Origin of the sequence: Burkholderia ubonensis subsp. mesacidophila, assembly GCF_002097715.1 — a bacterium.
GTDB lineage: Bacteria > Pseudomonadota > Gammaproteobacteria > Burkholderiales > Burkholderiaceae > Burkholderia > Burkholderia mesacidophila.
In genome coordinates this window covers 36418-57410 of the sequence record NZ_CP020737.1, presented here as the reverse complement: position 1 = coordinate 57410, position 20993 = coordinate 36418, and the positions used below count along the sequence as shown (strand labels likewise).

General features: G+C 68.5%; 21 protein-coding genes. 19 read left to right on the top strand and 2 right to left on the bottom strand.

Features of this window, described 5'->3' with window-relative positions:
- The first annotated feature begins 97 nt into the window (after nucleotides 1–97).
- A complete protein-coding gene (locus tag B7P44_RS00260; RefSeq protein WP_084899388.1) occupies nucleotides 98–346 on the top strand; it encodes a type II toxin-antitoxin system Phd/YefM family antitoxin in 249 nt (82 codons plus the stop codon).
- Nucleotides 343–729: a type II toxin-antitoxin system VapC family toxin gene (locus tag B7P44_RS00255; RefSeq protein ID WP_084899385.1), complete on the top strand. Its 387-nt coding sequence runs from the start codon at nucleotides 343–345 to the stop codon at nucleotides 727–729. Before B7P44_RS00260 ends, B7P44_RS00255 begins: the two co-directional genes overlap by 4 nt.
- A gap of 25 nt (nucleotides 730–754) precedes the next feature.
- On the opposite strand, the gene B7P44_RS00250 is transcribed toward B7P44_RS00255, so the two are convergent.
- Complete coding sequence (locus tag B7P44_RS00250) at nucleotides 755–1678, bottom strand: LysR family transcriptional regulator (protein ID WP_084899383.1); 924 nt, start codon at nucleotides 1676–1678, stop codon at nucleotides 755–757.
- 136 nt (nucleotides 1679–1814) lie between these two features.
- On the opposite strand from B7P44_RS00250, the gene B7P44_RS00245 reads away from it, so the two are divergent.
- From B7P44_RS00245 to fliR, 9 genes are all read left to right on the top strand, one after another.
- Nucleotides 1815–2273, top strand: a complete 459-nt coding sequence (locus B7P44_RS00245; RefSeq protein WP_084899380.1) for a CidA/LrgA family protein — start codon at nucleotides 1815–1817, stop codon at nucleotides 2271–2273.
- 34 nt (nucleotides 2274–2307) lie between these two features.
- On the top strand, nucleotides 2308–3030 hold the full coding sequence (locus B7P44_RS00240; protein WP_084899378.1) for an LrgB family protein: 723 nt from the start codon (nucleotides 2308–2310) through the stop codon (nucleotides 3028–3030).
- Between the two features lie 215 nt (nucleotides 3031–3245).
- On the top strand, nucleotides 3246–3782 hold the full coding sequence (gene fliL / locus B7P44_RS00235; protein ID WP_084899374.1) for a flagellar basal body-associated protein FliL: 537 nt from the start codon (nucleotides 3246–3248) through the stop codon (nucleotides 3780–3782).
- A gap of 21 nt (nucleotides 3783–3803) precedes the next feature.
- Nucleotides 3804–4802, top strand: coding sequence for a flagellar motor switch protein FliM (fliM, locus tag B7P44_RS00230; RefSeq protein WP_084899372.1), 999 nt, complete (start codon nucleotides 3804–3806; stop codon nucleotides 4800–4802).
- Nucleotides 4795–5286 carry a flagellar motor switch protein FliN gene (gene fliN / locus B7P44_RS00225; protein ID WP_084899369.1) on the top strand — a complete coding sequence of 164 codons (492 nt, stop codon included), beginning with the start codon at nucleotides 4795–4797 and terminating at the stop codon, nucleotides 5284–5286. The genes fliM and fliN overlap by 8 nt, the downstream gene beginning before the upstream one ends.
- Complete coding sequence (fliO, locus tag B7P44_RS00220; protein ID WP_084899365.1) at nucleotides 5283–5846, top strand: flagellar biosynthetic protein FliO; 564 nt, start codon at nucleotides 5283–5285, stop codon at nucleotides 5844–5846. The genes fliN and fliO overlap by 4 nt, the downstream gene beginning before the upstream one ends.
- A 36-nt stretch (nucleotides 5847–5882) precedes the next feature.
- Nucleotides 5883–6644: a flagellar type III secretion system pore protein FliP gene (gene fliP / locus B7P44_RS00215; protein ID WP_084899363.1), complete on the top strand. Its 762-nt coding sequence runs from the start codon at nucleotides 5883–5885 to the stop codon at nucleotides 6642–6644.
- A 19-nt stretch (nucleotides 6645–6663) separates the two neighbouring features.
- A complete protein-coding gene (fliQ, locus tag B7P44_RS00210; RefSeq protein ID WP_084899360.1) occupies nucleotides 6664–6936 on the top strand; it encodes a flagellar biosynthesis protein FliQ in 273 nt (90 codons plus the stop codon).
- Between the two features lie 33 nt (nucleotides 6937–6969).
- Complete coding sequence (gene fliR / locus B7P44_RS00205) at nucleotides 6970–7752, top strand: flagellar biosynthetic protein FliR (protein ID WP_084899358.1); 783 nt, start codon at nucleotides 6970–6972, stop codon at nucleotides 7750–7752.
- Between the two features lie 23 nt (nucleotides 7753–7775).
- On the opposite strand, the gene B7P44_RS00200 is transcribed toward fliR, so the two are convergent.
- Nucleotides 7776–8414: a response regulator gene (locus tag B7P44_RS00200; protein ID WP_084899355.1), complete on the bottom strand. Its 639-nt coding sequence runs from the start codon at nucleotides 8412–8414 to the stop codon at nucleotides 7776–7778.
- A 507-nt stretch (nucleotides 8415–8921) separates the two neighbouring features.
- Between B7P44_RS00200 and B7P44_RS00195 the strand changes: the two genes are divergently transcribed.
- The 8 genes from B7P44_RS00195 to B7P44_RS00160 all read left to right on the top strand — a co-directional run bounded on the left by B7P44_RS00195 (nucleotide 8922) and on the right by B7P44_RS00160 (nucleotide 20773).
- A complete protein-coding gene (locus B7P44_RS00195) occupies nucleotides 8922–9929 on the top strand; it encodes an ABC transporter substrate-binding protein (protein WP_084899351.1) in 1008 nt (335 codons plus the stop codon).
- A gap of 104 nt (nucleotides 9930–10033) precedes the next feature.
- Nucleotides 10034–10834 (top strand): ABC transporter ATP-binding protein, encoded by an 801-nt coding sequence (locus B7P44_RS00190; RefSeq protein ID WP_084899347.1) that lies wholly within the window; start codon nucleotides 10034–10036, stop codon nucleotides 10832–10834.
- 30 nt (nucleotides 10835–10864) lie between these two features.
- On the top strand, nucleotides 10865–11722 hold the full coding sequence (locus tag B7P44_RS00185; RefSeq protein WP_088511390.1) for an ABC transporter permease: 858 nt from the start codon (nucleotides 10865–10867) through the stop codon (nucleotides 11720–11722).
- Between the two features lie 89 nt (nucleotides 11723–11811).
- The gene (locus B7P44_RS00180) at nucleotides 11812–13179 is read left to right on the top strand and encodes a sensor histidine kinase (RefSeq protein ID WP_084899345.1); all 1368 of its coding nucleotides are present in this window, start codon (nucleotides 11812–11814) and stop codon (nucleotides 13177–13179) included.
- A gap of 12 nt (nucleotides 13180–13191) precedes the next feature.
- Nucleotides 13192–13869, top strand: a complete 678-nt coding sequence (locus B7P44_RS00175; protein WP_084899343.1) for a response regulator — start codon at nucleotides 13192–13194, stop codon at nucleotides 13867–13869.
- Between the two features lie 358 nt (nucleotides 13870–14227).
- A complete protein-coding gene (locus B7P44_RS00170) occupies nucleotides 14228–15355 on the top strand; it encodes a porin (protein ID WP_084899341.1) in 1128 nt (375 codons plus the stop codon).
- Between the two features lie 385 nt (nucleotides 15356–15740).
- Nucleotides 15741–17747, top strand: coding sequence for a site-specific DNA-methyltransferase (locus tag B7P44_RS00165; protein WP_088511462.1), 2007 nt, complete (start codon nucleotides 15741–15743; stop codon nucleotides 17745–17747).
- On the top strand, nucleotides 17747–20773 hold the full coding sequence (locus B7P44_RS00160) for a type III restriction-modification system endonuclease (RefSeq protein WP_084899336.1): 3027 nt from the start codon (nucleotides 17747–17749) through the stop codon (nucleotides 20771–20773). The genes B7P44_RS00165 and B7P44_RS00160 overlap by 1 nt, the downstream gene beginning before the upstream one ends.
- The last annotated feature ends 220 nt before the right edge of the window (nucleotides 20774–20993 follow it).

Below are 20993 nucleotides of genomic sequence, written 5' to 3'. Positions count from 1 at the left end.
GCGCGACCAGCGCCTCGTGGACAAATCGGCCTTGTACATGTTGTCAAGATAAACTAAGCTCAATCGTTGAATGAACTTAGTTCACTTGGGGGATGCGATGCAGACCTACAACATGCATGACGCTAAGACGAACCTGTCGCGGCTGATCGACGAAGCCGTTCACGCCGGCGAACCGTTCGTGATCGCGAAAGCCGGCAAGCCGCTCGTCAAGGTCGTGCCGATCGATACACCGGAGCTTGCTCCGCTGAGCCGGATCGGCTTCATGAAGGGGCAGATCCGCATCCCAGACGATTTCGACTCGATGGGCGGCGACGAGATTCGCAAGCTGTTCGAGGGTGACGCGTGAAGCTGCTGCTCGACACCCACCTGCTCCTCTGGGCGGCGGCCGGCGCGGCCGAGCTGCCGGAGCGCGCCCGCGCGCTCATCGAAGACCCCGCCTGCACGCCGCTCTTCAGCGTCGCGAGCATCTGGGAGATCGTCATCAAGCGCGGACTGGAGCGCGACGATTTCCAGGTCGACGCGAACGTGCTCCGCCGCAATCTGCTCGACGTCGGCTACGTGGAACTGCCGATCACGAGCGCGCACGCGCTCGCGGTCGAGCAGTTGCCGCCGATCCATCGCGACCCGTTCGACCGCCTTCTGGTTGCGCAAGCGATTTCGGAAGGGATCACGCTGGTGACACACGACCGCACCGTGGCCCAGTATCCGGGCCCCATCCGGCACGTCTGACCGCGCGTCGCGCAGGGGCCTCCCCTCACCGCGCCTGCAACCCGCCGAACGCGAGATCGTCGCCCGGCACGCCCGGCAGCGTCGCGCGCGCGACCTCGAGCCACGCGCGCGCCGCATGCGACAGATAGCCCTTCTTCAGCCAGCCGAGCGCGATCGCCCAGGTGATCTCCGGCTCGACGATCGGCCGGCACGTGAACTGGTCGGGGTCGAGCCGCCGGCAGTAAGGCTCCGGCAGCAGCGCGATGCCGACCCCCGCGTGCACGAGCGCGGCCATGAAATCCCAATGCCCGCTGCGGCTCACGATCGACGGCGTGAAGCCGACCTGCCGGCACGCGTCGAGCACCGCGTCGTGCAGCGCGAGGCTTTCCGCGTAGAACACGAACGATTCGCGCGCGAGGTCGGCGAGCGGCACCGCCGGATGCTCCTCCCAGCGCGACTCGCGCGGCGCGACGAGCCACAGCGGCGCGCGCACCATCGGCAGCCGGTCGAACATCTCCGGATCGACCGGCTCCAGCAGCCCGCCCAGCTCCAGCTCGCCCGCCACCAGCGCGGCCTCGATCATCCGCGCGCCCTGCTCGAACAGCTTCAGCTCGATGTTCGGGTAGCGCTGCTTGTACGCGGCGATGATCGGCGTGAACAGCGACCCGCCGAGCGGCGGGATGCCGATCGTCAGCTCGCCGCGGCCGAGCGTGCCGAGGTCGTTCAGCTCCGACTGCAGCTGCGCCTGCGCGGCGAGCACGTCCTGGCCGCGCTGGAACACGATCCGCCCGGCGTCGGTGAGCACCATCTGCCGGCCGTCGCGCAGCAGCAGCGGCGAGCCGATCTCGTCCTCGAGCGCCTTCACCATCTTGCTGATGGTCGGCTGGGTCACGAACAGCTTGTCGGCCGCCGCGGTGAAGCTCTGCTGGCGGACCACCTCGACGAAATACCGCAGTGCGCGCAACTCCATCGGCGCCTCCCCAAATTGGTGCAGCCATCGTGAATTCCGAAATGGAATGACAAGGATAGAGACAAGTCATTTTATTTATGGATGAGGGAATTCTATACTTGCGCCATCAATGAATTATCTGTATGGGAGCCCCACCATGAACAAGTCGATCGCCATTGCCGCCGTCCGGCCCGCGCCGATGGCCGGTGTCGCGCACACCGGGCGGATCGCGCTGCAGGCGACCGCGCTCGCGGCGCTGTGGCTGGCGGTCGACTGGGCGGTGCGGGCGGTCGGGCTGCCGGTTCCGTCCGGCGTGATCGGCCTCGCGGTGCTGCTCGTGCTGCTGTTTTCCGGCGGCGTCGCGCCGGCGTGGGTGAAGGACGGCGCGAACTGGCTGCTGTCCGACATGCTGCTGTTCTTCGTGCCGGCCGCGGTCGCGGCCGTGCAGTACGGCGGCCTGTTCCGCGAGGACGGCTGGCGGCTCGCGCTCGTCGTCGTCGCCGGCACCGCGTTCGTGATGGTCGCGGTGGCCGTCGCGGTCGACCTCGCCGCGAAGCTCGAGCGCAAGCTCGCCGCGCAGCGCGTGCTGGCCGGGCGCCGCCGCGTGCGCGCCTGATCCCGCCTGATCCATTGCCGACGGAACCCCGATCATGCTTGCCCCGCTGTCGAACCTGTCCGCCGACCAGGCGAATGCCGCGATCTCCGTCGGCTGCTTCGTGCTGACGGTCGTGCTGTACTTCGCGTCGAAGCGGCTCTATGCGTACAAGAAGACGCTGCTGTTCTCGCCGCTCGTGTTCGTGCCCGGCGTGCTGGTCGCGCTCGTCGCGCTGACGGGCATCCCGTATTCGGTCTACTTCCACGACACGCGCTGGCTGATGTGGCTGCTCGGCCCGGCGACGATCGCGTTCGCGGTGCCGATCTACGACTACCGCGACCTGATCCGCCGCCACTGGCTGTCGCTGTCGGTCGGCGTCGTGGTCGGCATCGCCGCCGGGGTCTGCGGGTCGCTGCTGCTCGCGAAGCTGCTGCACCTGTCGCCGGAGCTGCAGCGCTCGCTGATGACCCGCTCGGTGTCGACGCCGTTCGCGCTGGCCGTCTCCGACAAGATCCATGCGCCGAAGGACCTGACCGCGCTGTTCGTGATCGCGACCGGCATCTGCGGGATGCTGCTCGGCGAGATCGTGCTCGCGCTCGTGCCGATGCGCACGCGGCTCGCGCGCGGCGCGCTGTTCGGCGCGGCCGCGCACGGCGTCGGCACCGCGAAGGCGCGCGAGATCGGCAGCGAGGAAGGCGTCGTGTCGAGCCTGACGATGATGATCGCGGGCGTCGCGATGGTGCTGCTCGCGCCGCTGCTGACGCTGCTGCCGATCTGAGCGGGGGGCCGCCGCGGCGTACCGCCCGGTGCGCCGCCTCCCTGCCCCGGGCGCCGGCCGCCCGTCCCGCGTACGCCGGCACTTGCGCCCCCATTTCTGCCGCCGCTTGCCGGCCGGCACCCGCCGCCGGCCGGGCCACCCGCCCGACAATCGCCTGAGATAACCGCAATTCCCCCCTCTTTTCCGCCCATCGGCTTCGGGCCGGATGCCGAACAATGCATGCTACGAGTCACCACGCACGCATTCACATGGCCTCCACGACCGCAAATCCGCCCGCCGACAAGCCGGCTTCGTCCGGCAAGCTCAAGCGCATCGCGCTGTTCGCCGTCATCGCGCTTGGCGCCGCGGCTGCCGCCGCGGGCGGCATGTACGTGTTCCTGAGCAAGCAGGGCGTCGGCCATGCGAGCGGCCCCGTCGAACCGCCGCCGCTCGCCGCGCCGGTGTTCTTCCCGCTCGACCCGCTCACCGTCAACCTCCAGTCGGACGACGGCGTCCAGCACTACCTGCGCGTCGGGCTGTCGCTGAAGCTCACCGACGCGAAGGCGCAGGAGCAGCTGACCGCGCGCATGCCGGAGATCCGCAGCCGCATCCTGCTCGCGCTGAGCAACAAGCGCCCGGAGGAACTCGCGACGCCCGACGGCAAGCACGCGCTCGCCGGCGAGCTGAAGGGCCTGATCGAGCAGCCGACGCAGCCTGGCAACCAGCACGCCAAGGTCGACGACGTGCTGTTCACCGAGTTCGTCGTCCAGTAACTCGCCGACAAAGGAACGCGCATGGGCCACTCAGAGTTCATGTCCCAGGAGGAGGTCGATGCACTCCTCAAGGGCGTTACGGGCGAAGCCGACGCGGATGACGAAAAGCGCGACGCGTCGGGCATTCGCCCCTACAACATCGCGACGCAGGAGCGGATCGTCCGCGGCCGGATGCCCGGCCTCGAGATCATCAACGACCGCTTCGCGCGTCTGCTGCGCATCGGCATCTTCAACTTCATGCGGCGCACGGCGGAAATCTCCGTCAGCCAGGTGAAGGTGCAGAAGTACAGCGAGTTCACCCGCAACCTGCCGATCCCGACGAACCTGAACCTCGTGCACGTGAAGCCGCTGCGCGGCACGTCGCTGTTCGTGTTCGACCCGAACCTCGTGTTCTTCGTCGTCGACAACCTGTTCGGCGGCGACGGGCGCTTCCACACGCGCGTCGAGGGCCGCGACTTCACCGCGACCGAGCAGCGCATCATCGGCAAGCTGCTGAACCTCGTGTTCGAGCACTACACGACCGCCTGGAAGAGCGTGCGGCCGCTGCAGTTCGAATACGTGCGCTCGGAAATGCACACGCAGTTCGCGAACGTCGCGACGCCGAACGAAATCGTGATCGTCACCCAGTTCTCGATCGAGTTCGGGCCGACGGGCGGCACGCTGCACATCTGCATGCCGTATTCGATGGTCGAGCCGATTCGCGACGTGCTCGCGTCGCCGATCCAGGGCGAGGCGCTCGAAGTCGACCGGCGCTGGGTGCGCGTGCTGTCGCAGCAGGTCCAGACAGCCGAGGTCGAGCTGACCGCGAATCTCGCCGAGATTCCGGTGACCTTCGAGCAGATCCTCAACCTGCGCGCGGGCGACGTGCTGCCGCTCGCGATCGAGGACACGATCACCGCGAAGGTCGACGGCGTGCCGGTCATGGAATGCGGTTACGGGATTTTCAATGGTCAATATGCGTTGCGCGTGCAGAAGATGATCAGCGCGAACGACACGATGAAGGAAGGTGGATATGAGTGAGCTGAATCAGACGGACGAGCTCGACGCGCAGGCACTGGCTGACGCCGCGCTGGCGGAGACGGCTCCCGCGGCCGCGGCTGCCGCCGACGCCGATGACGAGCAGGGGCTGGACGACTGGGCGGCCGCGCTCGCCGAGCAGAACGAGCAGCCGGTCCCGGCGGCGGGCGCGACGGGCGCCGGCGTGTTCCAGCCGCTGTCGAAGGCCGCGGCGACGTCGACGCACAACGACATCGACATGATCCTCGACATCCCGGTCAAGATGACCGTGGAGCTCGGCCGCACGAAGATCGCGATCCGCAACCTGCTGCAGCTCGCGCAGGGCTCGGTCGTCGAGCTCGACGGCCTCGCGGGCGAGCCGATGGACGTGCTGGTCAACGGCTGCCTGATCGCGCAGGGCGAGGTGGTGGTCGTGAACGACAAGTTCGGCATCCGCCTGACGGACATCATCACGCCGTCCGAGCGCATCCGGAAACTGAATCGATGAGATTCGCGCCGTCCGGCCGCCGCCTGGTTGCGCTGGCCGCGTTCGTCGCGGCGGGCGCAGCCGGCGCGCTGCTCGCCGAGGCGGCCGCGGCCGCCGACCTGAACGCGGTGAACCATGCCGGCGCGATCGCGTCGAGCGTGGTGGTCGGCTCGGCCGCGCCGTCGCTCGGCGTCGGCGCGGTGCTGCAGACGCTCGTCGGGCTCGCGCTCGTGATCGGCCTCGTGTTCGGCTGCGCGTGGCTCGCGCGCCGCTTCGGCTTCCAGCCGGCGCGGCGCGGCGGCCCGCTGAAGGTCGTGTCGAGCGTCGCGGTCGGCGCGAAGGAATGCGCGACGATCGTCGAGGTCGGCGATACGTGGCTGGTGCTCGGCGTCGCGCCCGGCAACGTTCGGCTGCTGCACACGCTGCCGGCCGGCTCCGCGCCTGCCGGTGAAGCCGTCACGGCGGATGCGCCGTCGGCCTCCGCGCCCGGCGGCGACTTGCCCGGCACGTTCGGCCGGCGCTTTCGCGACGCGCTCGCGGGCGAGGCCGCGAAACGCCTCGGGCGCGGCAAGGACCGCTGAGATGCGCTCGCGCGCCCTTCCACTCACCGCATTCCGATGAAATACGCCTTCCTGCGCCGCGCGGCGCGTCTTGCGCCCGCGCTGATCCTCGGCCTCGCCCCCGCGCTCGCGTGCGCGCAGGCGGCGGGCCTGCCCGCCTTCAACGCGGCCCCCGGCCCGAACGGCGGCACGACCTACTCGCTGAGCGTGCAGACGATGCTGCTGCTCACGATGCTGTCGTTCCTGCCGGCGATGCTGCTGATGATGACGAGCTTCACGCGCATCATCATCGTGCTGTCGCTGCTGCGGCAGGCGCTCGGCACGTCGTCGACGCCGCCGAACCAGGTGCTGGTCGGCCTCGCGATGTTCCTCACCTTCTTCGTGATGTCGCCGGTGCTCGACCGCGCGTATTCCGACGGCTACAAGCCGTTCTCCGACGGCAGCGTGCCGATGGAGCAGGCGGTGCAGCGCGGCGTCGCGCCGTTCAAGACCTTCATGCTGAAACAGACCCGCGAGACCGATCTCGCGCTGTTCGCGAAGATCTCGAAGGCCGCGCCGCTGCAGGGCCCGGAAGACGTGCCGCTGTCGCTGCTGGTGCCCGCGTTCGTCACCAGCGAGCTGAAGACGGGCTTCCAGATCGGCTTCACGATCTTCATCCCGTTCCTGATCATCGACATGGTCGTCGCGAGCGTGCTGATGTCGATGGGGATGATGATGGTGTCGCCGTCCACCGTGTCGCTGCCGTTCAAGCTGATGCTGTTCGTCGTCGTCGACGGCTGGCAGCTGCTGCTCGGCTCGCTCGCGCAGAGCTTCACCTGATCACGCCGGAGAGCATGCGATGACGCCCGAACAAGTGATGACGCTCGCGCACCAGGCGATGGTGGTCGGCCTGCTGGTCTCCGCGCCGCTGCTGCTCGTCGCGCTCGCGGTCGGCCTGCTCGTGAGCCTGTTCCAGGCCGCGACGCAGATCAACGAATCGACGCTGTCGTTCATCCCGAAGCTGCTCGCGGTGCTGGCCACGCTCGTGATCGCCGGCCCGTGGATGATGACGACGGTGCTCGACTACCTGCGGCAGACCCTGCTGCACGTCGCGACGCTCGGCGCGGGCTGAGCGGCGCGCGCCTAGCGGCTCCGGGCTCCGGCGATGTTCTCGGTCACCTACGCGCAGCTCAACGCGTGGCTCACGGCGTTCCTGTGGCCGTTCGTGCGGATGCTCGCGCTCGTCGCGGTCGCACCGGTGACCGGCCACGCGTCGGTGCCGGGGCGCGTGAAGATCGGCGTCGCGGCATTCATGGCGTTGGTCGTCGCGCCGACGCTCGGGCCGCTGCCGGCCGTCACCGTGTTTTCCGCGCAGGGCATCTGGATCGTCGTCACGCAGTTCCTGATCGGCGTGGCGATGGGCTTCACGATGCAGATCGTGTTCGCCGCCGCCCAGGCCGCCGGCGACGCGATCGGCCTGTCGATGGGCCTCGGCTTCGCGACCTTCTTCGATCCCCACGCGAGCGGCGCGACGCCGGTGATGGGCCGCTTCCTGAACGCGGTCGCGATCCTCGCGTTCCTCGCGTTCGACGGCCACCTGCAGGTGCTCGCGGCGCTCGCCGCGTCGTTCCAGACGCTGCCCATATCGGCCGACCTGCTGCACGCGCCCGGCTGGCGCACGCTCGCCGCGTTCGGCGCGACGGTGTTCCAGATGGGGCTGCTGCTCGCGCTGCCGGTCGTCGCGGCGCTGCTGATCGCCAACCTCGCGCTCGGCATCCTGAATCGCGCGGCGCCGCAGATCGGCATCTTCCAGGTCGGCTTTCCGGTCACGATGCTGGTCGGCCTGCTGCTCGTGCAGCTGATGGTGCCGAACATGGTGCCGTTCTTCGGGCGGTTGTTCGATATGGGGCTGGATGCGATGGGGCGGGTTGTGGCGGGCTTGCGCTGACCCTCCTATAAGTGGCCGCGCAGTCAGATCAGGCCGTTTTCGTACGCATACCGAATCAGATGGATGTTCGTATCGGCCTGCAGCTTGCGCATCGCCGTGTGTTTTTGCGTCGACACGGTGCTGATCGAGCGGCCGAGCTGCTTCGCGATGTCCTGCAGCGTATGCCCGGACGCGAACAGCCGCACGACGTCGAGTTCCCGGGCCGTGAGCGCCGATTCCCGCCCGGGCGCGTCGCCGCGCGCGAACATTGCCCGGGCCGTCGGCGACAGGTAGCACGTGCCGGACGCGTCGAGCCGCCGGCACGCACGGACGATTTCGTCGACCGGGTCTTCCTTGCTGACGATCGCGGCCACCCCGAGCCGGAGCGCCGCCGCGAGCACGCTGGGGTTCGACTGCGCGGTGAACATCACGCACCGCGTGCGCGGCGCGCTGCTGCGCAGCTTGCGCAGCAGCGGCAGCCCGTCGAGCGGGCGCTCGCCTCGGCTCATCGAATAATCGACGACGGCGATGTCGACCGGGGCCTGCATCAGCGCGGCGATCAATGCGGCGCCGCTGCGGCATGAATGCACGACGCGAAACGGCGGCGTGCATTGCAACAGGCGATCGAGCAATTCGAGTACCACGGGATGGTCGTCGGCAATGGCGATGGTTATTGCATTCATATCTCGCATTGGTTTCGTTTGAAAAATGCTTCGTCGATGATCAATGCGGCGACGCCTGATGCAACGGCGCCGGCGGAGGAGAAGCCTGCTCGTTGAGCGTTCGTGCGCAGGCGAATCGAATAAAGGTGCGATTATTCATGGATAAGCGCATGAATAAGGCTCCAGCCAAAAACGATTCACTCGAATATATCAAACGAGAAATCTCAAAAAATAAATCGGCGGGATTCAGGCTTTGACGCGTTTCATTTTTATAGAACTTGTCCTAATTCAGATCGAATAATGCGATCACCGTCCTGAATCGCGCCGAATCACCGGACCTCGCGCCCGCCCGGCCGTGTCGCCCGCCGGCTGCGAGCCGCGGCCATCGCGGCCGCCTGCCGGTTTGCTGGAAAACCCCTAAAGGAATGACGGGTCCGCGAAAGGTTGCGGAAGGTTTCGCGTCCCTATACTCGTTGCAACGATGCACGACATCGTCGCGCCATACCGATAACGACCGGAGACACCCCGATGCGACCCATCCTGCGCCCCCTCGCCGTTGCAGCCACCCTGACCTGTGCACTCGCCGCGCATCCCGCCCTCGCCGCGGACGACGGCGGCAAGATCACGATCATGGTCGGCGGGATCGCGAAGCTGATCTACCTGCCGGCGCGCCTGACCCAGGAGCTCGGCTACTTCAAGGACGAAGGGCTCGACGTCGAGCTGCTGTCGCAGCCGGCCGGCGTCGACGCCGAGAACGAGCTGCTCGCGGGCGCCGTGCAGGGCGTGGTGGGCTTCTACGACCACACGATCGACCTGCAGAGCAAGGGCAAGGACGTGAAGGCGATCGCCGTGTTCGGCCAGGTGCCGGGCGAAGTCGAGATGGTGTCGACCAAGGCCGCGGCGACCTTCAAGTCGATGGCCGACGCGAAGGGCAAGACGCTGGGCGTGACGGGCCTCGGCTCGTCGACGAGCTTCCTCACGCAATACCTCGCGCTGCAGCACGGCGTGCCGTCGACGCAGTACACGATGCTGCCGGTCGGCGCCGACGCGAGCTTCATCGCCGCGATCAAGCAGGGCCGGATCGACGCCGGGATGACGACCGAGCCGACCGTGTCCGCGCTCGAGAAGATGGGCGACGCGAAGGTGCTGGTCGACCTGCGCACGCTCGACGGCACGCGTGCGGCGCTCGGCGGCACCTATCCGGCCGCGAGCCTGTACGTGCAGTCCGCGTGGGCCGATGCGCACAAGGCGCAGGCCGTGAAGCTCGCGCATGCGTTCGCGAAGACGATGCAGTTCATCCATACGCACAGTGCCGAGGAGATCGCCGCGAAGATGCCGGCCGACTACCAGAAGGACAAGTCGCTGTACGTGACCGCGCTGAAGGCGTCGCTGCCGATGTACACCGCCGACGCGAAGATGCCGGCCGACGGCCCGGCGACCGTGCTGAAGGTGCTGTCGGCGTTCAACCCGTCGGTGAAGGGCAAGCACATCGACCTGGCGCGCACCTACACCAACGAGTACGTGAGCGCGAAGTAAGCGCGGCGGCGGACGATCCCGCCGCACCGCTCCCCCGTTCCGGCCCGGCTGACCGGCCCCGGCGCCGCACACCAAGGCGGCGCCCCACCCGCAGGACGAATGCGATGACCCAGGCAGTTTCACCGAGCACCACACCGGCGATCGAGTTTCGCAACGTGTCGTGCCGCTTCATTTCACCGGAAGGCAAGGCTACCGTCGCGCTGCGCGACTTCAGCATGAGCGTCGCGCGCGGCGAGTTCATCGCGATCGTCGGGCCGACCGGCTGCGGCAAGTCGACGACGCTCAACCTGATCACCGGCCTGCTCAAGCCCGCCTCCGGCGAGGTGCGCGTGATGGGCCGCCCGGTCGACGGGATCGACCCGCGCATCGGCTTCGTGTTCCAGGCCGACGCGGTGTTCCCGTGGCGCAACGTGATCGACAACGTCGCCGCAGGCCCCTTGTTCCGCGGCCGCTCGAAGGACGTCGCGTACGCGCAGGCCGAGGAATGGATCCGCAAGGTCGGCCTCGACAAGTTCACGAAGCACTACCCGCACCAGCTGTCGGGCGGGATGAGGAAGCGCGTCGCGCTCGCGCAGACCTTCATCAACCAGCCGGAAATCCTGCTGATGGACGAGCCGTTCTCCGCGCTCGACATGCAGACCCGCACGCTGATGCAGGACGAGCTGCTGCAGCTCTGGTCCGCGAACAAGGGCTCGGTGGTGTTCGTCACGCACGACCTCGAGGAGGCGATCGCGCTCGCGGACCGCGTGTTCGTGCTGACCGCGCGCCCGGCGACGTTGAAGCGCGTGTACCCGATCGACCTGCCGCGCCCGCGCGTCACGTCGGAGATTCGCTATCACCCGCACTTCATCGAGATTTCCAAGGACATCTGGCACGACCTGCGCGAAGAAGTGCAGATCGGCTGACGCAAGCAAGGACAAAGCAAGGACAGGAGCATGACCGACATGACGCTTCCCCCCACCGCCATTCCGGCGAAGTCGCTCGAGGACGAGTCGCGCGCCGCGCAAACCCGGCTGCGCCGCCGCCGGCAACTGATCATCGGCCTGCGGATCGCCGTGCTCGTCGTCGTGCTCGGCGGCTGGGAACTCGCCGCGCGGCTCAAGTGGATCGATCCGTTCTTTTTCTCGCAGCCGACGCTGATCTTCGCGCAGCTCCAGGACTGGTTCGTCAACGGCACGTCGCAAGGGCCGCTGCTCACGCAGGTCTGGGTGACGCTCGAGGAAACCACGATCGGCTTCCTGATCGGCTCGGTCGCCGGCGTGCTCTGCGGGATCGTGCTCGGCCGCAACAAGCTGATGTCCGACGTGTTCGGCCTCTACATCCAGATCGCGAACTCGATCCCGCGCGTCGTGCTCGGCTCTATCTTCGTGATCGCGCTCGGCCTCGGGATGGCGTCGAAGATCGCGCTCGCCGTCGTGATGGTGTTCTTCGTCGTGTTCGGCAATGCGTTCCAGGGCGTGCGCGAAGCGGACCGCTACCTGATCGCGAACGCGCAGATCCTCGGCGCGTCGCGCCGGCAGATCACCACGTCGGTCGTGATCCCGTCCGCGCTCTCCTGGATTCTCGCGAGCCTGCACGTGAGCTTCGGCTTCGCGCTGGTCGGCGCGGTGGTCGGCGAATTCCTCGGCTCCAAGCAGGGTATCGGCCTCTTGATCTCCACCGCGCAGGGCGCGTTCAACGCGAGCGGCGTGTTCGCGGCGATGATCGTGCTGGCGGTGGTCGCGCTCGCCGCCGACTACCTGCTGACGTGGCTCGAGAAGCGGCTGCTGAAGTGGCGTCCGGCCGCGTTCTGAACGCCGCGCGACCCAGTCTGACCCCGACCGCGCCCGAAGCCTTCCCGGCTCCGGCGCGGTTCGGCATTGAGAAGAAGGAGCGGGAAAGGATGACGCACAGCCTGCGCGGGCGGCTCCTCTGGTGGCTGCTGCTGCCGCTCGCGGTGTTCGTGCTGATCGCGGGCGCGATGTCGTACGACACCGCGCGGCGCACCGCCGACCTCGTGCAGGACAGCGCGCTGGTCGCGTCCGCGCGCACGATCGGCGAGGACGTCGAGTGGCGCAACGGCTATCTGGCGGCCGACGTGCCGCCGGCCGCGCTGGAGATTTTCGAGTCGCCGTCGCGCGACTCGGTGTTCTACAAGGTGATCGACGGCCACGGCCGGCTGCTCGCGGGCAACCCCGAGCTCGACGTGCCCGCGCGGCACGGCGTCGAGCCGACGCTGTACCGCACCGCGCTCGACGGCATCGTGCTGCGCGCGGTCGCGTACGATCGCCAGCTGTACAACGAAGGACAGGTCGAGACGGTGACGGTCGCGGTCGCGAAGACGACGCGCTCGCGCGCCGCGATGCTCGACACGATCTGGCGGCCGCAGCTCGCGCGCCTGTCGCTGATGCTGCTGCTCGCGGTCGTGCTCGTGTATCTCGGCCTCACCTTCGAGCTGCGGCCGCTGATGAAGCTGAAGGACGACGTCGCCGACCGCGGGCCGATGGAGCTGGAGCCGATCCGCCCCGAGCGGCTGCAGCACGAGCTGCGGCCGATCGTCGACGCGATCAACCAGTGCATCGCGCGGCTGAACACGCATACCGCGACGCAACGGCGCTTCATCGCCGACGCCGCGCACCAGCTGCGCACGCCGATCGCGGTGCTCGACACGCAGATCCAGTACGCGCAGCAGCGCGAGCGCGACGATCCGGAGCTGACCGCGATGCTCGACAGCATGCAGCGCAGCAGCCGCAAGATGGCGGACGTGACCGACAAGCTGCTGCTGCTCGCGCACGCGGAGGCGACGCCGTCGACGCTGCTCACGCATCGCGTCGATCTGGCCGCGGTCGTATCGAGCGTGTTCGAGGAGACGATCGTGCTCGCGCAGCGGCGCAACATCGACCTCGGCGCGGACCTTGGCGACCATCTCGACGTGACGGGCAGCGACAGCCTGCTGACCGCGCTCGTGATGAACCTCGTTGACAACGCGGTGCGCTACACGCAGCCGGGCGGCTGCGTGACGGTCGCCGCGCGGCGCGACGGCGACACGGTCGTGCTCGACGTGATCGACAACGGCCCCGGCATTCCGGCGGAGGCGCGCCCGCACGTATTCAAGCGCTTCTACCGCGTGTCGAGCGATACTGAAGGCTCGGGGCTCGGCCTCGCGATCGTGCGCGAGATCGCGCAGGCGCACGGCGGCATGGCGTCGCTCGCGCCGGGGCCCGGCAACCGCGGGGTCGTGGTGACCGTGCGGCTGCCCGCCTATGTCTGAAGAGAACGTCTGATGAAACTCCTGCTGGTCGAAGACAACGCCGAGCTCGCGCACTGGATCGTGAACCTGCTGCGCGGCGAGGATTTCGCGGTCGACAGCGTCGGCGACGGCGAACGCGCCGACGCGGTGCTGAAGACCGAACGCTACGACGCGGTGCTGCTCGACATGCGGCTGCCGGGCATCAGCGGCAAGGAAGTGCTCAGCCGCCTGCGGCGCCGCAACGACAACGTGCCGGTGCTGATGCTGACCGCGCACGGCTCGGTCGACGACAAGGTCGACTGCTTCGGCGCGGGCGCCGACGACTACGTCGTCAAGCCGTTCGAGTCGCGCGAGCTGGTGGCGCGGATCCGCGCGCTGATCCGCCGCCAGGCGGGCGTCGGTGCGACCCAGCTCGTGTGCGGTGATCTCGTCTACGCGTTCGGCACGCGCGAATTCCGCTGCCACGACGTGCCGCTGGCCTTGCGCCGCCGCGAGCACGCGATCCTCGAGACGCTGATGCTGCAGCAGAACAAGACCGTGTCGAAGGCGCGGCTGATGGACAGCGTGTTCGCGCTCGACGACGAGCCGAGCGCGGACGCGATCGACATCTACATCCACCGGCTGCGCAAGCATCTCGCGCTCAGCACGGCGGAGATCATCACGCTGCGCGGGCTCGGCTACATCCTGCGCGCGAAGACCGCGCAAGGCTGACGCCGCGCGTCCCCACGGCCTGCCGCGCGAGCGGCAGCGCTTGCGCACGCCTGTGCCCGGCTGCGCATCCTTCGCGTTCACTGTTGTATTCACGCACACGCCGCGGGACCCCGCGCGCGGCGCGAACGATCCCGCTCTCCCCCGTCCGCCCGGCCTCGGGCATCCCTAAGGACTCCGGTGCGTTGCCGTCGTTCGGTGTTTTCACTGATCCGATCTGCAAGCCCGCGAAAGCGGCACGAAGGATTGCACGCTCTACGATGCTACGCGTCGGTCATCTCGCAGGGGCCGGCAGGAGACGGCATACATTTACGTACTGCCAACAACCGAATTTCAATGCGGCAGCTCGGAGGAGACGATCTTGAAACGAAAATACCTGGCCCTTTCCATCGCGGCGGGGCTGTGCGCCGCGACGCAGGCGCACGCGCAATCGAGCGTGCAGCTCTATGGCCTGATGGACCTGAGCTTCCCGACCTACCGCACGCACGCGGATGCGAACGGCAAGCACGTGATCGGCATGGGCAACGACGGCGAGCCGTGGTTCAGCGGCAGCCGCTGGGGCCTGCGCGGCGCCGAGGACATCGGCGGCGGCACGAAGATCATCTTCCGCCTCGAAAGCGAATACGTGGTCGCGAACGGCCAGATGGAAGACTCGGGCCAGATCTTCGACCGCGATTCGTGGGTCGGCGTCCAGGACGAACGCTTCGGCAAGCTGACGGCCGGCTTCCAGAACACGATCGCGCGCGACGCGGCGGCGATCTACGGCGACGCGTACGGCACCGCGCAGCTGACCACCGAGGAAGGCGGCTGGACCAACTCGAACAACTTCAAGCAGATGATCTTCTACGCGGCCGGCCCGACCGGCACGCGCTACAACAACGGCATCGCGTGGAAGAAGCTGTTCAGCAACGGCATCTTCGCGGCAGCGGGCTACCAGTTCAGCAACTCGACCCAGTTCGCGAACGGCTCCGCGTACCAGGTCGCGCTCGGCTACAACGGCGGGCCGTTCAACGTGTCGGGCTTCTACAGCCACGTGAACCACAACGGCTTCCGGAACCAGACGTTCTCGGCCGGCGGCAACTACACGTTCAGCATCGTGCGCGTGAATGCCGGCTACTTCCGCTACAACGGCGACCAGGGCTCGCTCGGCCAGCGCCACGACGACGCGTGGACCGTGTCGATGAAGATCGCGCCGCAAGGCCCGCTCGACTACGAGCTCGGCTACCAGCAGATGCGCACCAAGAACGCCGCGTACAACTCGGACGGCTTCACGCCGAACGCGAACCTCGGCGCGTTCAGCCTGACCAACGGCGTCGGCAGCGGCTTCAAGGAAACGATCTACGGCTCGATCTTCTACCACCTGAGCAAGCGCACCGAAGTCTATCTGGCGGGCGACTACATGAAGCTGCACGGCGGCTACAAGGTGTCGTCGACGTTTGGCTCGAACAACCAGCTCGAACTGACGACCGGCATCCGCACCCGCTTCTGACCCCGTGCGGGGCGCTGTGCGCCCTGCCCGCGACCCTCATTCCCGAACGCTCCCTCGGGGCACGCCGGCGCACCGCGCCGTCCGTGCCCCTTTTTTTCGTCGGGCGTTCCGGTCCCTTTTCCGCCGTTGTTCGATCCGTTTTGGTCGTTTTCCGGCCCGCGCGCCGCATGTTGCGACAACGCGGCCGCCGCCCCGCCGCGCCCGTCCGGCGGGCGATCCGGCCCGGCGGGCCGATTTCCGGCGCATACCGGCACACACCGGTGCTTGACCTGCGCCGACCGACTCGCTAGCGTTTCGGGTTCGCCCGCGGCGGCCCCGGCCGCCGGCGCCGCGACAGCGCCCGACGTCCGGGCGCGGCGCGGCCGGGCCCAGGATGGAAAAGACGATGCACAAACTCGATGCGGCGAGCCCGCAGGCGAAGTCGACGGATTTCACCGCCGACAACGTCGCGCGCCTGAAGGCGCTGTTCCCCGAACTCGTGACCGAAGGCCCCGGCGGCGCATCGGTCGACGTCGACGCGCTGAAGGCGCTGGTCGGCGATCGCACGGTCGGCGACGCCGACGAACGATACGGCTTCCACTGGCACGGCAAGCGCCGCGCGCGGCAGGCGGCGCTCACGCCGTCGACCGGCACGCTGCGGCCCTGCCCGGCCGACAGCGTCGCGTGGGACGACACCCGCCACCTCGTGATCGAGGGCGACAACCTCGACGTGATGAAGCTGCTGCACAAGAGCTACGCGGGCAAGGTGAAGCTGGTCTACATCGATCCGCCGTACAACACCGGCAGCGATTTCGTGTACCCGGACGACTTCAGCGACAGCCTGCGCCACTACCTCGCGGTCACCGGCCAGACCGACGGCGGCGTGAAGCGCAGCACCAACACCGAGGCGAACGGCCGGTTCCATACCGACTGGCTGAACATGATGTACCCGCGCCTGAAGCTCGCGCACGCGCTGCTGTCGGACGCCGGGCTGATCGCCGTGCACATCGACGAGCACGAGGTGCATGCGCTGGTGCTGATGCTGCGCGAGATCTTCGGCGAGGAGAACGAGCTCGGCGTGGCCGTGTGGGACAAGCGCAACCCGAAGGGCGACGCTCGCGGCGTCGCGTACCAGCACGAATCGCTCGTGCTGTTCGCGCGCAACGCGGAGGCGCTGCACGAAGCGACGCCGCTCAAGCGCCCGAAGCGCAACGCGCAGCGCATGCTCGACGCGGCATACGACCTCGTGCGTCGCAGCGGCACCGCTGCGGACGCCGCGCAGGCGTACCGGGCGTGGGTCAAGACGCAGACCGGCCTGTCCGGCGGCGAGGTGATGTACGACCGGCTGTCGGAGGACGGGCGCGTGTACCGCCTCGTGTCGATGGCGTGGCCGAACAAGAAGAAGGCGCCGGACGAGTACTTCGTGCCGCTCGTGCACCCGGTCACGGGCAAGCCGTGCGCGATGCCGGAGCGCGGCTGGCGCAATCCGCCCGCGACGATGCAGGCGCTGCTCGAGCGCGGGCTGATCGAGTTCGGCGCGGACGAGACCACGCAGCCGCAGCGGATCTACTACCTCGACGAGAACATGTACGAGAACGTGCCGTCGGTGCTGCCGTTCGGCGGCTCGGACGACGCGCTGCTGAAGGCGCTCGGCGTGCCGTTCGAGCAGCCGAAGCCGGTCGATTTCGCGGCGGCGGTGATCGGCTGGTGCACGCGCGGCGACGACATCGTCGTCGACTGCTTCGCGGGCTCCGGCTCGACCGGCCACGCGGTGATGCAGCTCAACGCGACCGACGGCGGTGCGCGCCGCTACGTGCTCGTGCAGCTGCCCGAGCCGCTCGACGGCCGCGACAAGGCGCAGCAGGCCGCGGCCGAGTTCTGCGCGAAGCTGAAGAAGCCCGCAACGCTCGCCGAGCTGACCAAGGAACGCCTGCGCCGCGCCGCGCAGCAGGTCGCGCGCGACTATCCGGAGAGCTACGGCGACCTCGGCTTTCGCGTGTACCGGCTCGACACGACCAACGTGATCGAGTGGGACCCGCGCCGCGACGATTTCGACCATGCGCTGTTCGCATCCGTCGAGCATGTGAAGACCGGCCGCAGCGACGACGACCTGCTCGCCGAGCTGACGCTGAAGCTCGGCCTCGACCTGTGCACGCCGGTCACGCATCACGCGGTGGCCGGCAAGACGGTCCACCTGATCGGGCCGTCGGTGGTCGCGTGCTTCGACGCGCGCGTGTCGCGCGACGACGCCGAGCCGCTCGCCGACGGCATCGTCGCGCTGCTCGACGCGCACGGCACGACGCGCGACGTCACCTGCCTGTTCCGCGACAGCGGCTTCGTCGACGACGTCGCGAAGCTCAATCTCGCCGCGCTGCTCGAGCAGCACGGCGTGAAGCGCGTGCGGAGCCTGTGATGCGGCTGCATTTCGAAGCGGATCTCGACTACCAGCGCGAGGCGATCGACGCCGTCTGCGACCTGTTTCGCGGGCAGGAAGCGTGCCGCGGCGACTTCAGCGTGCTCGCGAACGCGGCGCCCGGCACGTCGGCGGCCGCGCAGACGGCGCTCGGCTTCGCGCTGTCGGAGCGCGGCGTCGGCAACCACCTGTCGATCACCGCCGACGCGCTCGCGCGCAATCTCGCCGACGTGCAGCTGCGCGGCGGGCTGCCGCCGTCCGGCGACCCGGCCTCGCGCGACTTCACGGTCGAGATGGAGACCGGCACCGGCAAGACCTACGTGTACCTGCGCACGATCTTCGAGCTGAACCGCCGCTACGGCTTCACGAAGTTCGTGATCGTCGTGCCGTCGGTCGCGATCAAGGAAGGCGTGCACAAGACGCTCTTGATCACCGAGGACCATTTCCGCGGCCTGTACGCGGGCATGCCGTACGACTACTTCCTGTACGACTCCGCGAAGCTCGGCCAGGTGCGCCACTTCGCGGCGAGCGCGACGATCCAGATCATGGTGATGACGGTCGCCGCGATCAACAAGAAGGACGTCAACAACCTCTACAAGGACAGCGAGAAGACCGGCGGCGAGAAGCCGATCGACCTGATCCGCGCGACCCGGCCGATCGTGATCGTCGACGAGCCGCAAAGCGTCGACGGCGGACTCGAAGGCCGCGGCCGCGAGGCGCTCGCCGCGATGGACCCGCTGTGCACGCTGCGCTACTCGGCGACCCACGTCGACCGGCACCACATGGTGTACCGGCTCGACGCGGTCGACGCGTACGAGCGCAAGCTCGTCAAGCAGATCGAGATCGCGTCGGCGATCGTCGAGGATGCGCACAACAAGCCGTACCTGCGGCTCGTCGGCGTGTCGAACCGGCGTGGCGCGATCGCCGCGCGCGTCGAGCTCGACGTCGCGACGGCGGCCGGCGTGAAGCGCCAGATCGCGTCCGTGACCGACGGCGACGATCTCGAACGCGTGACGAAGCGGGCGCTGTACGCGGGCCTGCGGATCGGTGAGGTGCATGCGGCCAAGGGCGCGGAATACCTCGAGCTGCGCCATCCGGCGGGCGAGGCGTTCCTGTCGCTCGGCGAGGCGTACGGCGACATCGACACGCTCGCCGTGCAGCGCGAGATGATCCGCCGCACGATCCGCGAGCACCTGGACAAGGAGCTGCGGCTCGCCGAGCGCGGCGTGAAGGTGCTGTCGCTGTTCTTTGTCGATTCGGTCGAGCGCTACCGCCGGTACGACGAGAACGGCACGCCCGTGAAAGGCGACTACGCGCTGATCTTCGAAGAGGAATATGCGCGCGCGGCGCGCGTGCCCGCGTATCGCGCGCTGTTCGACGGCGTCGACGTCGCGCGCGAGGTCGAGGCGGCGCACAACGGCTACTTCTCGATCGACCGCAAGGGCGGCTGGACCGACACCAGCGAGAGCAGCGCCGCGAGCCGCGAGAACGCGGAGCGCGCGTACGGCCTCATCATGCGCGAGAAGGAAGCGCTGCTGTCGTTCGACACGCCGCTCAAGTTCATCTTCTCGCACTCGGCGCTGAAGGAAGGCTGGGACAACCCGAACGTGTTCCAGATCTGCACGCTGCGCGACATCCAGACCGAGCGCGAGCGCCGCCAGACGCTCGGCCGCGGGCTGCGGCTCGCCGTCGACCAGGACGGCGAACGGGTGCGCGATCCGGGCGTGAACACGCTCACCGTGATCGCGACCGAGCGCTACGAGAGCTTCGCGGAGAACCTGCAGAAGGAGATCGAGGCCGATACGGGCATCCGCTTCGGGATCGTCGAGGAACACCAGTTCGCGGCGCTCGCGGTGCAGGAAGGCGACGGCCCCGCGCATGCGCTCGGCATCGAGCTGTCGGGCGTGCTGTGGACGCACCTGCGCGAGCACGGCTACATCGACGCGCAGGGCAAGGTGCTCGACCGGCTGAAGGACGCGCTGCGGCAAAGTGCGCTCGTGCTGCCGCCCGCGTTCGAGACGCTGCGCGCGGCAATCGTCGCGACGCTGCGCAAGGTGTCCGGCCGCTTCGCGGTGCGCAACGCGGACGAGCGTCGCGAGATCGCGCTGCGCCGCGACCCGTCGGGCAAGGCGGTGGTGCTCGGCCGCGACTTCCGCGCGTTGTGGGAGCGCATCAAGCATCGCACCGTGTACCGCGTGCAGTTCGACAACGCGAAGCTCGTGAGCGATTGCGCGGCCGCGCTGCGCGACGCGCCCGAGGTGGCGCGCGCGCGGCTGCAGTGGCGCAAGGCCGAGATCGACATCGGCAAGGCCGGCGTCGAGGCGATCGAGGTGACGGGCGCCGGCACGGTGCTGATCGACGAAGGTGCGCTGCTGCTGCCCGACCTGCTCACCGAGTTGCAGGACCGCACGCAGCTCACGCGCCGCTCGCTCGCGACGATCCTCGCGGACAGCGGCCGCCTCGACGACTTCCGGCTCAACCCGCAGCAGTTCATCGCGCTCGCGGCCGACGCGATCAACCGCTGCAAGCGGCTCGCGCTCGTCGACGGCATCACGTACCGCAAGCTCGGCGAACGGCACGTGCACGCGCTCGAATCGTTCGAGAGCGAAGCGCTGACCGGCTACCTGCGCAACCTGCGCACGGACGCGCGCAAGTCGATTCACGAGGCGGTGGTGTGCGAGACCGACGCCGAGCGCGCGTTCGCCGACGCGCTCGAGGCGCGCGACGACGTGCAGCTGTACGCGAAGCTGCCGCGCTGGTTCGAGGTGCAGACGCCGCTCGGCAGCTATCACCCCGACTGGGCAGTGCTCGCGGGCGGGGACGGCGACGCGCGCCTGTACTTCGTCGTCGATACGCCGCGCAGCGCCGACGACGACGCGCCGCGCGAGCACGACCGCGCGAAGCTTGCGTGCGGCGAAGCGCATTTCCGGGCGCTCGCCGACGGCGACGACGCGGCGCGCTTCGTGCGGGCGCGCGACGTCGACGCGCTGTTCGCGCGCGAGCCGCTCGCGAGCGGCGGACGGTAACTCGACGGGGCGGCCGGTCCTGCGGTCGCCCCGCTCTTTCATCCTGCCTTGCGCAACGGCGTCTGCGGCCCGTATCGCAACGCCGCAAAACTGCTTCCCCCTTTCATCGGCCTGCGTGCCGTTGCCCGTCTGAAAGCCTGCCGCGCCACGCGTTTTCACCAGCCGGTTACGCCTCGTTGCAAATTTGACGAATCGCAACGACGCGCCAGCACTATTCTCC

Coding starts and splice junctions, on each gene's coding strand:
- B7P44_RS00250 (WP_084899383.1), bottom strand. CDS start 1,678: ATGGAGTTGCGCGCACTGCGGTATTTCGTCGAGGTGGTCCGCCAGCAG.
- B7P44_RS00175 (WP_084899343.1), top strand. CDS start 13,192: ATGAAACTCCTGCTGGTCGAAGACAACGCCGAGCTCGCGCACTGGATC.
- B7P44_RS00185 (WP_088511390.1), top strand. CDS start 10,865: ATGACCGACATGACGCTTCCCCCCACCGCCATTCCGGCGAAGTCGCTC.
- B7P44_RS00165 (WP_088511462.1), top strand. CDS start 15,741: ATGCACAAACTCGATGCGGCGAGCCCGCAGGCGAAGTCGACGGATTTC.
- B7P44_RS00160 (WP_084899336.1), top strand. CDS start 17,747: ATGCGGCTGCATTTCGAAGCGGATCTCGACTACCAGCGCGAGGCGATC.
- B7P44_RS00180 (WP_084899345.1), top strand. CDS start 11,812: ATGACGCACAGCCTGCGCGGGCGGCTCCTCTGGTGGCTGCTGCTGCCG.
- fliR (WP_084899358.1), top strand. CDS start 6,970: ATGTTCTCGGTCACCTACGCGCAGCTCAACGCGTGGCTCACGGCGTTC.
- fliL (WP_084899374.1), top strand. CDS start 3,246: ATGCATGCTACGAGTCACCACGCACGCATTCACATGGCCTCCACGACC.
- B7P44_RS00195 (WP_084899351.1), top strand. CDS start 8,922: ATGCGACCCATCCTGCGCCCCCTCGCCGTTGCAGCCACCCTGACCTGT.
- B7P44_RS00245 (WP_084899380.1), top strand. CDS start 1,815: ATGAACAAGTCGATCGCCATTGCCGCCGTCCGGCCCGCGCCGATGGCC.
- B7P44_RS00260 (WP_084899388.1), top strand. CDS start 98: ATGCAGACCTACAACATGCATGACGCTAAGACGAACCTGTCGCGGCTG.
- fliN (WP_084899369.1), top strand. CDS start 4,795: ATGAGTGAGCTGAATCAGACGGACGAGCTCGACGCGCAGGCACTGGCT.
- B7P44_RS00200 (WP_084899355.1), bottom strand. CDS start 8,414: ATGAATGCAATAACCATCGCCATTGCCGACGACCATCCCGTGGTACTC.
- fliO (WP_084899365.1), top strand. CDS start 5,283: ATGAGATTCGCGCCGTCCGGCCGCCGCCTGGTTGCGCTGGCCGCGTTC.
- fliM (WP_084899372.1), top strand. CDS start 3,804: ATGGGCCACTCAGAGTTCATGTCCCAGGAGGAGGTCGATGCACTCCTC.
- B7P44_RS00240 (WP_084899378.1), top strand. CDS start 2,308: ATGCTTGCCCCGCTGTCGAACCTGTCCGCCGACCAGGCGAATGCCGCG.
- fliQ (WP_084899360.1), top strand. CDS start 6,664: ATGACGCCCGAACAAGTGATGACGCTCGCGCACCAGGCGATGGTGGTC.
- fliP (WP_084899363.1), top strand. CDS start 5,883: ATGAAATACGCCTTCCTGCGCCGCGCGGCGCGTCTTGCGCCCGCGCTG.
- B7P44_RS00190 (WP_084899347.1), top strand. CDS start 10,034: ATGACCCAGGCAGTTTCACCGAGCACCACACCGGCGATCGAGTTTCGC.